Genomic DNA, 13,609 nt, shown 5'->3' with positions numbered 1-13,609 from the left:
ACGCAGCGCGATCGCCGAGTCCGTCATGGCCGATGACACCGGGGCCCGAAAAGAAGAAATAGCTTTCGATCTGCCCGAGCCAGCGCTGCCGTTCCCGGTGGTGGGCGTGGGCGCTTCGGCCGGTGGAATCGAAGCGTTTTCGGCCATGCTACGGGCCCTGCCGCCCGACACCGGCATGGCCTTCGTGTTCGTCACGCACCTTGCGCCCAACTATCCGAGCCAGCTCGACGAGGTCTTCGCCCGCCTCACCGACATGCCGGTGGTCAAGGTCGAGGATGATCAGGAGGTCGCTCCCGATCACGTCTACGTCATCCCTCCCAACACGAGCATGGTCATTGCCGGTGGCAGGCTCCGTCTGACGCCGCGCGACGACACGCACGGGCGGCCGCAGCCGATCGACACGTTCTTGCTGGCTCTGGCCTCCGAGCAGGGGCGCCGCGCAATCGGCGTCCTGCTCTCGGGCCTGGGCGACGACGGCACCGTCGGTCTCGAGGAAATCAAGGGCGCCGGCGGCTTCGCCTTCGCGCAGGATTCAACCGCGCAGCAGGTAAGCATGCCGCGCTCGGCCATTGCGGCCGGCTGTGTCGATCTGGTGCTGCCTCCCGAGCAGATCGCGGGCGAGCTGCGACGCATGGCGCGCCACCCGTACGTCGACCGGGACAGATTCGAAGCCGGCGAGCGCCTCGACGGGAACGAGCTGCGCGAAATCCTCGACGTCATCAGCGACAGCCTCGGAGCCGACTTCTCGCACTACAAGCACAGCACCCTGTTCCGCCGCGTGACCCGGCGCATGGTGCTGCACAAGCTGCACGACCTCGGCCAGTATCTCGAGCTGCTCCGCTCCAGCCAGGAGGAAGTGGAGAACCTTTTCCACGACATCCTGATCAACGTCACCAGCTTCTTCCGTAACCCCGAAGCTTTCGAAGCGCTGCGGGACGAAATTCTTCCGGCACTGGTGTCGGAGCGCAGCCGGCTGGAGCCGCTGCGGATCTGGGTTCTGGGTTGCTCGACCGGAGAGGAGGCGTATTCGATCGCGATCATCTGCCAGGAGTTCGCACAGCAGAGAGGACGGCCCCTGCCGGTGCAGATATTCGCCACCGATCTCAATCCGGCAGGCATCGAGAAGGCTCGCAGCGGCGTCTACTCCAGGAGCATCGAGAAGGACGTTTCTCCAGAGCGGCTGCGTCAGTTCTTCGTTCGCATGGGCGACTGCTACCGCGTCAACCGCGCCACGCGGGAGATGTGCGTGTTCGCGACGCACAACGGGCTTGCAGAGCCGCCGTTCTCGCGCATGGACCTCGTCAGCTGCCGCAACATGATGATCTACCTCGAACGCAGCCTGCAGGAGAGGCTGATGCCGACGCTGCACTACGCGCTCAAGCCCGGCGGCATCCTATGGCTGGGCCCTTCGGAAGCGATCGTCGGGGCCGCGCACTTGTTCGACAGCGCCAGCCAGACGTTCAACTTCTACGGCAAGAAAGCCGGCGCGCGCTCCTCCCCCACCATATCGGCGCCGGGAACGCGCCGTAGCGGCCTGGCGGCGTACTGGCCGGCACGCTCCGAACGTCCGGCCGCGGCAAGGTCCAGCGATCCGCACAAAGAGGCGGACCGCCTGCTGCTCGCGCGCTACGCACCGCCGGGCGTGCTGGTGACCGCTGACCTCGAGATACTGCAGTTCCGCGGCGACACCAGCCGGTTCATCGCTCCAGCGTCGGGCACCGCATCGCTGAACCTGCTGAAGATGCTGCCGGAGGCGCTCGTGGCGCCGGTACGCAACGCGTGCGACCGCGCTCGGCGCGATGGCGTACCCGTGCGGACGTCCGGCATCGCGCTCGGCACCGATGAGGATCCGCTCGAAGCGCACGTCGAGGTCATCCCTGTCCGCAGCACCGGCAGCGGCGATCACTATCTCGTGACGTTCTCCGCCAGCCCGACGGAGGACGCGCAGCCGGCCGTGCCGATGGCCACGATGGCACCGGAGGACAACGACGAGACACGCCGGCTGCTCAGCGAGCTGGCGGCGACTCGCGAGTATCTGCAATCGGTGGTGGAGCAGCAGGAAGCGGCCAACGAGGAACTGCAGGCAGCGAACGAGGAGGTGCAGTCGGCCAATGAAGAGCTGCAGAGCATCAACGAGGAGCTGCAGACTTCCAAGGAGGAAATCGAGTCCAGCAACGAGGAACTGGCCACGCTCAACGACGAGCTCAGCCGGCGGAATCACGAGCTGAGCCAGACCAACAACGACCTCGTCAACCTCCTGGCCAGCGTCCGCATGCCGATTATCATGCTGGGCGCCAACCTGCGCATCCGCCGGGTGACGCCGGCAGCAGAGCGCGTCCTGAACGTGCGCAGCAGCGACGTCGGCCGCTCCATCTCCGATTTGAAGCTCGGCCTCAGCATCGACGACCTGGAACCCCTGGTGACCGAGGTCATCGATTCGATGACGTTTCAGGAGATGGACGTCCAGGACAAGCAGGGCCGTTGGCACTCGCTGCGCATATGGCCGTATCGCACGCTCGACAACCGTCTGGACGGGGTGGTGCTGCTGCTCGTGGACATCGACACGCTAGCGCGCGCGCGGCGGTACGCCGAAGCGATCGTGGCGGCGGTCGCCGAGCCGCTGCTCGTGCTGGATGCGGACCTGCGCGTGCAGAAGGCGAGTGACAGGTTCTATGACGCGATGGGACTGTCGGCCGCCGACGTCGAGCAAAGCCCGCTACCGCGCATCTGCGACGGGCGGTGGAACACGGCCGACCTGCGACGCGCCCTCGATGCGGTTCGCTACACCGGCACGCCCATGGAGGACTTCGAGCACTCGTTCACCGCCGACGGCGGCGTGCGCCGCACCCTGCTCCTGAACGCGCAGCGGCTGACGCGAGACGACGGAGACTTCTCCATCGTCCTCTCGATGAAGGACATCACGCACCGCAAGGCCCTGGAGGAGTCGCTGCGTACCAGGGTCGAGCAGCTCGCGCAGGCCAACCGCCGTCAGACCGAATTCCTGGCCATGCTCGCGCACGAGCTTCGCAATCCCCTTGCCGCCATGAGCAGCGGCTCGCAAGTGCTTCAAATGGTCGACGATCCGGATACGACAGTCCGCACGCGCGCCATGATGGAGCGCCAGATCGCGCACATGGCGCGCATGATCGACGATCTCCTGGACGTCTCTCGCATCACCAGCGGCCGGATCCATCTGCGGCTGGAGCCGCTCGACCTCGCGCAGGTCGTGCATCGGACGTGCGAGGCGCTGCGTCCCGCACTCGAAGGCCACGAGCAGCACCTGCATCTGGAGTTGGACGGGCAGGCGACGTTCGTCGACGGCGATCCCATGCGCCTCGAGCAGATCCTGGCCAATCTGCTGGGCAACTCCTCGAAGTTCACGCACGAGGGCGGCAACATCTGGGTAACGCTGTCGCGCGAGCAGGCTGACGGCGCCGCCGTTCCCGCAGCCGTGGTGCGCGTGAGGGACGATGGAACGGGACTGGCTCCCGAGATGCTCTCGCGCGTGTTCGAGCCCTTCATGCAGGTGCACCGCTCCACCGGCTCCGGCGGCGGCCTCGGAATCGGGCTGACTCTGGTGCGGCGGCTGGTCGAGCTGCACGGCGGCCAGATCCAGGCCGGCAGCGAAGGCATCGGACGTGGCAGCGTCTTCGAGCTGCGCCTTCCCATCCGGCGCGAGGACGGCGCGATGGCTCCCATGCCGCGCACCGAGGCCGAAAGGGCGGCCGCCGCGCGGCGGGTGCTGATCGTCGACGACAACGTCGATGCCGCCGAAAGCCTCGCGGTCCTGCTTCGACTGGCCGGCCATCAGGTCCGCACCGCACACGACGGCGAGGCGGCCCTTCACATCGCCGCACGCTTCGATCCCGATGCGATCCTGCTCGATATCGGGCTTCCCGGCATGGACGGCTACGAGGTCGCACGACGGCTGCGCAAGCAGCCCCAGCACGCCGATACCGCGCTCATTGCCGTGACCGGATACGGCCAGGGGGAAGACCGCCGAAAGAGCGCGGACGCAGGGTTCAACGCCCACCTGATGAAGCCGGTCGAGCTGGCGCAGGTCGAGACGACGCTGGCGAGGCTGACGCGGGGACAGGATGCTCGCGACTTTCCGGCCTCCTGAGCGCCGCGGTTGGACCCTCCGCGGCCACACAGTACGCTTCGCCACCATGCTTCAGTCCGCAGCCGGCGCGATCCTGATACTCCTCTTCCTGGTGACCCCGCTGTTCCTGCACTTCACGCAGATAAGCCACAACCGTCTTCCGTTCCACGTCCACAACGAGTTCCCGGCCGACCGTCCGATGGTGGGCGGCGAGGCATTCGCGTCGACGGTAGCGGCTCTGGTCCAGCACGAGCTCGACAGCACCACGGGCTGGCGGCCCAACGACTTCATCCTGTGGGGACCGGCGCTGATGGCGGACAACAACGCCAACCGTCAGCTCGGCATCATCCAGGCGGTTCGCGAGAGCACGCGCGTCTTTCGCGATCATCTGACCAAGGTCTCCGCGAGCGAATACGACCAGAACCTGGTCGATGCGGAGACGCGGCTGCGCAACGACGAGCACAAGTTCTGGTTCCCGTCGGCGGAGTCGCGCTTCCGCGACGGCGTCGAGTCGCTGCGGCGCTACGTCGCGGGCCTCGCGACGCCGGCGCCGACGTCCAAGCCGATCAATCGCCGCAACGTCGAGCTGATCCGCCTCTTCCAGACCTGGACCGACATGCTCGGCGATGCGCACGCCAATCTTCTGCGCGAGGACGTGGGCTTCCTGCAGACCGACGATCACTTCTACCATGCGCAGGGCGTCGCGCACGTCATGTTCCACCTGACGGTGGCGCTGCGGCGCGAGTACGAGACGTCGCTGGCGGGACGCGAGGCGGTGCTCGAGCTGTTCGATCACGTCGCGCACTCGCTGCGTGAAGCCGCGTGGATCAAGCCGCTCGTCGTGATGAACGGCGGCCCCTCGGGAATCTTCGCCAACCACCGGCGCAACCTCGACGTCTTCATCATCGACGCGCGCCAGCTCATGTACACGATCCGCGAGGAGCTGGAGAAATAGCGACCGATCGTCACTTCGCCGAGCTGTTCCGCCGCGCGCTCGACGGCGTAGTGATCCTCGACGACGAGGGCCGCTATGTCGACGCGAACCCCGCCGCATGCGCGATGAACGGCGTCCCGCTTGCCGACGTCCTCGGCAAGCGCATCGGTGCCGGGTCGGGCGCGCTCGGCAGCGACGAGCAATTTGCGCGCATGTGGCGCGGCCTGCTGCGCGACGGCGAGCTGGCCGGGGAGCTGCGCCTGCAGCGGCCGGACGGAAGCACGTGCGAAATCGAGTTTCGCGCCACGGCCAACTACCTTCCGCACCGGCACCTGGCCATCCTGCGCGATGTCACCGAGCGCAAGCGCTCCGAGCGGCGCGTCGCCGCGCAGCATGCGGTGACGGCCATCCTCGCCGAAGCCGACACGCTGAGGGCTGCCGCCCCGCGGGTGATCGAGGCGCTGTGCGACTGTCTGGATTGGTGTGTCGGCGACCTGTGGATCGTCGACGATCGCGCCGCCGTCATGCGCTGCGTGGAGGTGTGGCATCAGCCGGGCGTGCAGATCCCGCAGTTCGAGGCGGCGACGCGTGCGCTGGTGCTGCCGCGCGGCAAAGGTCTCCCCGGCCGCGTGTGGGCCTCTCGGCAACCGGCATGGGCCGCGGACATCCAGCGAGACGACAACTTCCCGCGCGCCGCCGCCGCGACCGCGGACGGGCTGCACGCCGCGTTCGCGTTTCCGATCCTGCTCGGCGCCGACGTACGCGGCGCCCTCGAGTTCTTCAGCCCCGAAGTCCGCGCCACCGACGACGACGTGTTGAACATGCTCTCGGCCATCGGCAGCCAGATCGGCCAGTTCCTGCAGCGCAAGCGCGCCGAAGCCTCGCTGGTCGAAGCCGATCGGCGCAAGGACGAGTTCCTGGCCATGCTCGCGCACGAGCTGCGCAATCCACTGGCGCCGATGCGAAACGCCATGGAGATCGTCTCCCTCGCCGGCCACGCGGACGAGGATATCCGCCGCGCGAGCGCGATCGTCGTGCGGCAGCTCGAGCACATGACCCGCCTGGTCGACGATCTGCTCGACGTCGCCCGCATCACGCGCGGCACCATCGCCTTGCGAAAGCAGCGCGTGGATCTCCAGACGGTCGTGGCGCGGGCGGTGGAAACCTGCTCGCCGCTGCTCTCTTCGCGCCGCCACCGTCTCGAGGTCACGGTGCCCGAAGGCCCCCTCCCCGTCGACGCCGACGCCGCGCGCCTGGAGCAGGTCCTGGCGAACCTCCTCAACAACGCAGCCAAGTACACCGATGACGGCGGCATCATCACCCTGGGCATCACCGCGGAGGCTGGACAGATCCGGATTCGCGTTCGCGACACCGGCATCGGCATCGCCCCCGAGCTGCTGCCGACGATCTTCGACCTTTTCACGCAGGGCGACAGGTCGCTGGAACGATCGCAAGGCGGCCTCGGCATCGGGCTGACGCTGGTGCGGACTCTGGTGGAGCTGCACGGCGGCAGTGTCGCGGCCGCCAGCGGCGGCATCGGTCAGGGCAGTGAGTTCACCGTGACGCTGCCCGCGCCGCCGGCGTGACGACCCCGATCATTTCGCGGAACGTGTCGGCATTCTTCGGCGCGCGCGTGTTGGCGTCGTTGTTGAAGTACGCATAGACGGCCACGCCGGTCTCCAGACAGCGCCGGCAGTGATCGGCCCACGGCCGCAGCTCGCGACGCGTGTAGTCGTGCGCTGCGCCGCCGTCGAGCCCGTGAAAGCGGACGTAGGTGAAGTCCGCCGTCACGGCAAGATTGCGCGCCATGCCGAGCGAGCTGACGCAGACGTGAGCGGCGCGGCGCTCGCGCAGGATGTCGAACGTCGTCTCGTGGTCGTACCAGGAGGGATGGCGGAACTCGACGGCGTGCGAATGGCGTCGCGGGACCGTCTTCAGGAACCGCTCGAGGCGCTCGGGGTCGTAACCGAGCTGGGGCGGGAGCTGCCACAGAATGGGCCCGAGCTTGCGGCCCAGCATTCGCGCACGCTCGAAGAAGATCTCGATCGACCTGCCATCCACCGCCAGCTTCTTCATGTGGGTGATGAAGCGGCTGCCCTTGAGCGCGAACACGAAGTCGCGCGGAACCTTCTTCGACCACGCGCGCGCCGTCTCGGCCGGCGGCAGGCGGTAGAAGCTCGCATTGATCTCGACGGTGTCGAAGCGGCGCGCGTAGTGCTCGAGGTGGCCGGTCTTGCCGACGTCGGGTGGGTAGAACGTCTGCGCCCAGCTCTTGTAGATCCATCCGCTGGTCCCAACCCTCGCCGCTTCCATGTTAGAACCTATAACAGTGGCCCGGCCTGGCAGGCAGAGCCGCCGTGCTCCGGAATCGCATGCGCAATGGCGGCAACACCATGGGAGCCGTTCCCCCGCCCCCCGAGTCGGCGCGCGCAGTGGGCCTTCGCTACGTCAGCGACGATGGGCCGGGGATCCGCCGCGTCAAGGCAGGCAAAACCTTCCGCTACGTCAACGGCAGCGGCAAGCCCGTCCGCGACGGCCGCACCCTTGCGCGCATTCGCTCGCTCGCCATTCCACCTGCATGGACCGACGTCTGGATCTGCCCTGACGAGAACGGGCACGTCCAGGCCACCGGCCGCGACGCGCGCGGCCGCAAGCAGCACCGCTACCATCCACGCTGGCGCCAGGTGCGCGACGCGACCAAATACGACCGCATGCTGGATTTCGCCAAGGCGCTACCGGCCATCCGCCGCCGCGTCACGCGCGACCTCGCGGGCAGAGGAATGGAGCGGGAACGCGTGCTGGCCACGGTCATACGCCTGATGGACCTGACGTTCATCCGCATCGGCAACGAGGAGTATGCCCGCACCAACAACTCCTATGGCCTGACGACGATGAAGAACCGCCACGCGTCCGTGAAGGCCTCGACTATCCGGTTCCAATTTCGCGGCAAGAGCGGCAAGCGCCACGACATCGCCGTGGAGGATCCGCGCGTGGCCCGTGTGGTGCGCAAATGCCAGGACATTCCGGGTCAGGACCTGTTCGGCTATTACGACGAGGACGGCAACATCCACGACGTCCATTCGGGCGACGTCAACGAGTATCTGCGAGAGATCAGCGGCGGCGAGTTCACCGCGCGCGACTTTCGCACCTGGGCCGGCACCGTCCTGGCAATGTCGCTGCTGCGCAAGTGCCCGAGCGCCAGCACCGAGCGCGCGGCGAAGAAGCTGGTCCTGCGTGCGGTGGAGCAGGTCGCCGAAAAGCTCGGCAACACCGTCGCTGTCTGCCGCAAGTGCTACATTCACCCGTTGGTTCTGGAGCGCTTCGCTTCGGGAGAGCTCTCCGCCTCCGGCAACGGCAAAGGCGACGGCGAGGTGCCGGCAATCGCGCCGGTCAAGCGGCCGCGTACGGGGATGGCACCCGACGAGCTCGAAACGCTGCGGTTTCTGCGCCGCTGCCGCGGCCGCACGCCTCGTCCGACGCGAGCGTCCGCCACGTCTCGCACGTCGCCCGCTTCTCGTGCCTCGAAGACGCACGGCCGCGCCGCCCGCCGCACTGCGCGTCGCGCGAAAGCGTGACGCGGCGGTTTCCCCCAGCCTGCCGCGTTCGCGGAACACGCAGGCGTTGCGCTGGCCGCTGCGCGTTGCGCGGGCAGTTGCCCGCACGCGGGTGGCGCTTTGCTCCCCGTTGCGGGCAGCGACGCTCGATTTCGACCCTGCCGCGCACTTTCTGTTTTGCAGCCCGCGATGCGACGGCCGAACGGCGGTAGCATCGCCACTGCACGCGAGAACCCGAGGCTTTTCGCCTCCCCAACCCTAGGAGTTTGACCATGACCGACAGGAACAAGCAGCAGGGCGATCAAGGACAGCAGACCCATCAGGGCCAGCAGCGTCAGCAGAACCAGCAGGGTCAGCAAGGTCAGCAGAACCAGCAGGGTCAGCAAGGTCAGCAGCGCCAGCAGGGGCAGCAGGGACAGCAGCAGCAGCAGCAAGGCGGACAGCAGGGACAGCGTCAGCAAGGCCAGCAGGGACAGGGCCGCCAGCAGAACCAGCAGGAAGGCCAGGGCGGAATGGGCCGCCAGCAGACTCAGCAGTCCACGCAGCAGGGGTCGCTGGATGACGAAGAGCTCGAAGAGCGCCTCGATGAAGAGGAAGCCGATCTCGAAGAGGAAGAAGGCACCATCGGCGGCGGCCGTCAGGGAAACCGCCGCTAGCAGCGGCTGACGTCCACTCGATCCTCGCGCGTGCGGTGTCTGCGGCTGCGGACGCCGCACGCGCACCTCGTGCCTCTCAAGATCTCCTCAGTCGAGTCGCGAAATCTTCGCGGCCGCCGGCGATGCCCGTGTCGCCGCAGCGCCGTCGTTTGACCGGGCCAGCGCCACTGCGCGTAGCGTTGCAGGGCGACTGCTGGGAAAGGCGTCGCCGCACGCAGACGCCGCGGTCAGATCGTCATGATTCCGCGCCGCGGCGTGGAGGTGCCGTAGGTGTCCTTCATCAAGGGCGCGCCCATCTCGGCCAGCGCGGCACGATGCTGCGCGATCGGCGTCCTGGCGCAGCGCTCCTCGTAAGGCTGCAGGCGCGTGAAGCCGTCGGTGGAGAGGACGCGCGTGACGTAGGCCGCAGTGCGCGGCCAGCGCGATGCATCGACGGTGAATCGAGCGAAGGCGGCGTTGCGGAAGAAGCTGGCGATGGCGATGTCGCCCACGCAGATGTTGCCGTAGAGAAAGCCCTGGTCCGGAACCTCGTACTCGAGATAGTCCAGTACGGTCGGGATCTCCTCGTTGAGCGTCTTGGACAGGACGCTCATGTCCGGGTCCTCGCCCCACACGGCACGGCGGATTGCCACCTGGTTGAACAGCCGCCAGATGAAAACCTCGCCCATGCGCGTATCGGCGAACTCCTCGAGCCATCGCGCGTGCGCGCGGTCGGCGAGGTCGAGCGGGTACAGCGACGGGCGCGGGTAGCGGTCTTCGAGATACTGGCAGATCACCGAGGAGTCGCACAGCGTCACCCAGTCGTCGATGAAGACCGGAATGCGCCGCAACGGGCTGAGCTGCGAGAAGCGGTCGTCGCCAAGAAAGGGAACGATAGGGTCGATCTCGAAGGGAATCCCCTTGATGTGCAGGCACACCAGAACCTTGCGCACGTACGGCGACAGGAAGCTGCCGACCACCTGAACCCGCTCGCTCACGAATGTTCCCCTTCTCCCGGCGCTGACGGGCGCCCGTGTCCCTTTTAGAACATCTCCTCGGGCGACCGAACCGGGAAACCGGCCGTCATGCCGCCGTCGATGGGAATGGCCGTGCCGGTGATGAACGAGGCGTCGTCGCTGGCAAGGAACGTCACCAGCTTGGCTACGTCGGAGGGCTCGCCGATGCGGCCGAGCGGATGAGCGCGCGCGGCCAGCCGTTCCAGCGAGCTCTGCGCATCATCGCCCGTGAAGAAATCCCCAGCCATGGGGGTACGAATGATGCCGGGGCAGACGGCGTTCACGCGTATCCCGAAGGCCGCATACTCGAGCGCCGCGTTCTTGGTCAGAAGGACCACGCCGCCCTTGGCCGCGTTGTAGCTGGAGAGGCCGGGCGCGCCGGCCAGGCCGGCCACCGAGGCCGTATTGATGATCGAACCGCGCATCGGCCCCGGATTGTTGACCATCGCCCGAATGCTGGACTGCAGGCAGTAGAAGACGCCGTTGAGGTCGATGTCGATGACCTTGCGGTGCTCGGCCGGATCCATCGCCGCGAGCGGCCCGTGCCGCTCGATGCCCGCGTTGTTGAAGAGAACGTCGATGCGGCCGTAGCGTTCGACCACGGCCGCCACCATCGCCTCCACCGCGTCGGCGTCGGTGACGTCGGTGCGGATGAACAGCGCATCGAGCTCGCTGGCGACCGCCGCCCCGTCGGCCACGTCGCCGATGGCGATGCGCGCGCCGGAGGCGGCGAACTCGCGCGCGGCCGCCAGGCCGATGCCCGATACGCCGCCAGTGATCAGTGCAACCTTTCCGTCCAGACGACACATGACGATGCTCCTTTTCGCGGCGCGGCTCGACTCGCACGCAGCGTCCCCTGCGAGCCCGGCGATGCCGCGTTCGGCAACGCCCGTAAACCGGACGCCGATCCTTCACAAGGCGGCCGCCGCCACGGGCGCCGGCGTAGGCGATGGCCTTGCGGAGCCTTGCGACGAGCGGCCTCGACCCGCAGTCCGACGGGCAATGTCCCTTCCTCCCGCGTAGCGCCCGGCCTACTTTGGAGACGGCCGTGCCGGCTGCGGCAGGCCCTCCTGCACATGAACAGCGATCTCCTGCTCCGCGCTGCGCTCGCGTTCGCTCTCGGCCTCGTCGTCGGCCTGATGGCGCGCGCGCTGCGACGCTTCGGGCCCGTGGGGAGGCTGCGTTTCTCGGCGGTCCTCGCCACTTGGACCGGCTGCGCCTACGCGCTGCTCGCGGGCTCGGGAATCGTCGAGCAGCCGCTGCCGCTCCAGATCCTGCTTGCCCTGGCCGTCCTGTTCGCCGCCGACACCGTTCTTCAGCTCATCGACCTGCTGCTTTGGACGTTCCTGCTCGACCGCCGCCGCGGCGTGTTCGTGCCGCGCCTGCTCGTGGACGTGTTCGACCTGCTGGCATTGCTGGCAGTCGGCCTCCTGCTGCTGAAGTTCGTCTTCGGCGTTTCGCTGACGGGGCTGCTGGTCACGTCGACGGTGGTGTCGGCGATCATCGGTCTGGCCCTGCAGGACATCCTCGGCAACCTGATCGCCGGGCTGGCCCTGCAGGTGGAGCGGCCGTTCACCGTGGGCGACTGGGTCATGGTGGGCGGTCGCGAAGGCTACGTCACGCAGCTGAACTGGCGCACGCTCAGCATCCGAACGCGCGACAGCGACGACATCATCATCCCCAACGCCATCGTCGCCAAGAGCGAGATCTCCAATTTCACGCGGCCCACGCCGTTGCAGCGGCTGCACGTGACGGTGGGCGTCGGCTACGAGCATCCGCCGGGAACGGTCAAGGAGGCGCTTACGCGTGCCGCGGCGGCGGCAACCGGTGTGGTGCCCGAGCCGCCGATCGAAGCGCTGGTACTGTCGTTCGGGGACTTCGCGGTTCAATACGACGTGCGCTTCTGGATCATGGACTTCGCGCGCGTCAACCAGATCACGGACGACGTGCTGTCGCGCATCTGGTACGAGCTGCGCCGCTGCCAGATCCACATTCCTGTGCCGCTGCGGCAGATCACGATGCGCACGCTGGCACCCGACGACGATGCCGAGCGCGCGCGCAGGCACCAGCGCGAGATCTTCGAGGTGCTGCGGCCGCTCGACCTGTTCTCGCCGCTCGACGATGCGCAGATCCAGGAGCTGGTCCACGGCGCCACGCTGCACCGTTACGGACCGGGCGAGGTGCTGGTGAAGCAGGGAGACCTCGGCAACTCGCTGTTCGTGCTGCGCAGCGGCAGGGCCCGCGTGGAGGTGATCGCCGATGCACCGGCCGATGCCGCCGCGCGTTCCGGAACGGGCCTGTCGCCGACCGTGCTCGACGTCCTCGACGCCGGAGCGTTCTTCGGCGAAATGAGCCTGCTGACCGGTGCACCGCGCAGCGCCTCCGTGATTGCCGAGACCGACATCGAGGTGGTGATCGTCGACAAGGAGGCGCTCGCACCGATCCTGTCGGCCGACATCGGCATCCTGGAAGGCTTGAGCGAAGTCGTCGAGCGCCACGCCCGCAACACCGCCGAACGCCTCACGACCTCCGACCTGGGCACCGTCGGACAGAAGACGGCCTCCACCCACGCCGCCATCCTGCGCAGCATCCGCCGCTTCTTCGGAATGTCCGAGGAATGACCTGCCTGGTCTTGGCCGGCGTCGCGAACGCTACTCGGAGCTGAAGTGATATCGGACCGACATCACCGTGTAGTAGATCGGATAGAAGAGTGAGATCCATCCGAGCGCCTTCGATGGCTCGGGCATCTGCCAGATCAGGATCAGCCCCATGACTGCCCAGACCGCGCCGAGGATCAGGGCCTGCGCGCGGAAGCGTTCCATGCGGCTCGGGTACAGCCAGCGCATGGGCACGAACACGAGCGCGACGAACACCATCAGCAGCGCCAGGTTGAACGCCGGATGGGTCTCCAGAATGACGTAATAGAACGCCACCACGTTCCAGTAGGACGGGAAACCCTGGAAGTAATGCTCGACGAAGCCCTTGGCGTCCGTGCGAGAGAAGCCGTAGCAGCTCGCCAGCAGCACCAGGAGCGCGAGCGACTGCGTTCCATTCGGCAGGATTCCCGGCTGGACGAAGATCGCCACCGGCACCACGACGTAGGTGAGATAGTCGACGATGTTGTCGAGCATCTCGCCGTTGATCCACGGCACCACCTGTTTGACGCGCGCGCGCCGCGCGAACGTCCCGTCGGTCGCATCGATCAGCAAAGCCACCGCCAGCAGCCAGAAGACCTCGGTGTAGTCCTGCTGAAACGCCGCCCACAGCGCGAGGAACCCGAGCACCGCGCCGAAGGCGGTGTAGAAATGGACGGCCCAGCCAAAGGTCAGCTGCGCGAAGGACGGAGCGGAGTCGTGTCGTTCCACGGT

Annotated in this window: 10 protein-coding genes; 6 read left to right on the top strand and 4 right to left on the bottom strand. The window is 67.4% G+C overall.

The features are described from left to right. The first annotated feature begins 25 nt into the window (after nt 1–25). The 3 genes from VEC57_04735 to VEC57_04725 are packed head-to-tail and all read left to right on the top strand — an operon-like array spanning nt 26 to nt 6,622. Entirely contained in the window at nt 26–4,123 is a 4,098-nt protein-coding gene (locus VEC57_04735) for a chemotaxis protein CheB (protein HYB98422.1), read from the top strand. A gap of 46 nt (nt 4,124–4,169) precedes the next feature. Continuing rightward, nucleotides 4,170–5,057 carry a DUF2333 family protein gene (locus VEC57_04730; GenBank protein ID HYB98421.1) on the top strand — a complete coding sequence of 296 codons (888 nt, stop codon included), beginning with the start codon at nt 4,170–4,172 and terminating at the stop codon, nt 5,055–5,057. Next, on the top strand, nt 5,054–6,622 hold the full coding sequence (locus VEC57_04725) for an ATP-binding protein (protein HYB98420.1): 1,569 nt from the start codon (nt 5,054–5,056) through the stop codon (nt 6,620–6,622). The genes VEC57_04730 and VEC57_04725 overlap by 4 nt, the downstream gene beginning before the upstream one ends. On the opposite strand, the gene VEC57_04720 is transcribed toward VEC57_04725, so the two are convergent. Next, nucleotides 6,591–7,349, bottom strand: a complete 759-nt coding sequence (locus tag VEC57_04720; protein ID HYB98419.1) for a DUF72 domain-containing protein — start codon at nt 7,347–7,349, stop codon at nt 6,591–6,593. The genes VEC57_04725 and VEC57_04720 overlap by 32 nt on opposite strands. 80 nt (nt 7,350–7,429) lie before the next feature. On the opposite strand from VEC57_04720, the gene VEC57_04715 reads away from it, so the two are divergent. Then, a complete protein-coding gene (locus VEC57_04715) occupies nt 7,430–8,611 on the top strand; it encodes a hypothetical protein (protein HYB98418.1) in 1,182 nt (393 codons plus the stop codon). A gap of 251 nt (nt 8,612–8,862) precedes the next feature. Beyond that, nucleotides 8,863–9,246 (top strand): hypothetical protein, encoded by a 384-nt coding sequence (locus VEC57_04710; protein ID HYB98417.1) that lies wholly within the window; start codon nt 8,863–8,865, stop codon nt 9,244–9,246. Nucleotides 9,247–9,473: 227 nt separating this feature from the next. On the opposite strand, the gene VEC57_04705 is transcribed toward VEC57_04710, so the two are convergent. Beyond that, nucleotides 9,474–10,223, bottom strand: a complete 750-nt coding sequence (locus VEC57_04705) for a glutathione S-transferase family protein (protein HYB98416.1) — start codon at nt 10,221–10,223, stop codon at nt 9,474–9,476. Between the two features lie 44 nt (nt 10,224–10,267). Then, the gene (locus tag VEC57_04700; GenBank protein HYB98415.1) at nt 10,268–11,050 is read right to left on the bottom strand and encodes an SDR family oxidoreductase; all 783 of its coding nucleotides are present in this window, start codon (nt 11,048–11,050) and stop codon (nt 10,268–10,270) included. A gap of 267 nt (nt 11,051–11,317) precedes the next feature. On the opposite strand from VEC57_04700, the gene VEC57_04695 reads away from it, so the two are divergent. Continuing rightward, nucleotides 11,318–12,862 (top strand): mechanosensitive ion channel family protein, encoded by a 1,545-nt coding sequence (locus VEC57_04695; protein ID HYB98414.1) that lies wholly within the window; start codon nt 11,318–11,320, stop codon nt 12,860–12,862. 30 nt (nt 12,863–12,892) lie between these two features. Here the strand turns inward: VEC57_04695 and VEC57_04690 are convergent, their stop codons facing one another. After that, the gene (locus VEC57_04690) at nt 12,893–13,606 is read right to left on the bottom strand and encodes a hypothetical protein (GenBank protein HYB98413.1); all 714 of its coding nucleotides are present in this window, start codon (nt 13,604–13,606) and stop codon (nt 12,893–12,895) included. Nucleotides 13,607–13,609: the final 3 nt, after the last annotated feature.

The sequence above is a fragment of the Candidatus Limnocylindrales bacterium genome, assembly GCA_035626395.1.
Taxonomy (GTDB): Bacteria; Desulfobacterota; Binatia; order UBA1149; family CAITLU01; genus DASPNH01.
Note: the sequence above shows the minus strand (reverse complement) of the source record. Positions and strands in the feature narration are given on the sequence as shown.

Coding starts and splice junctions, on each gene's coding strand:
- VEC57_04735 (HYB98422.1), top strand. CDS start 26: ATGGCCGATGACACCGGGGCCCGAAAAGAAGAAATAGCTTTCGATCTG.
- VEC57_04730 (HYB98421.1), top strand. CDS start 4,170: ATGCTTCAGTCCGCAGCCGGCGCGATCCTGATACTCCTCTTCCTGGTG.
- VEC57_04720 (HYB98419.1), bottom strand. CDS start 7,349: ATGGAAGCGGCGAGGGTTGGGACCAGCGGATGGATCTACAAGAGCTGG.
- VEC57_04715 (HYB98418.1), top strand. CDS start 7,430: ATGGGAGCCGTTCCCCCGCCCCCCGAGTCGGCGCGCGCAGTGGGCCTT.
- VEC57_04710 (HYB98417.1), top strand. CDS start 8,863: ATGACCGACAGGAACAAGCAGCAGGGCGATCAAGGACAGCAGACCCAT.
- VEC57_04700 (HYB98415.1), bottom strand. CDS start 11,050: ATGTGTCGTCTGGACGGAAAGGTTGCACTGATCACTGGCGGCGTATCG.
- VEC57_04695 (HYB98414.1), top strand. CDS start 11,318: ATGAACAGCGATCTCCTGCTCCGCGCTGCGCTCGCGTTCGCTCTCGGC.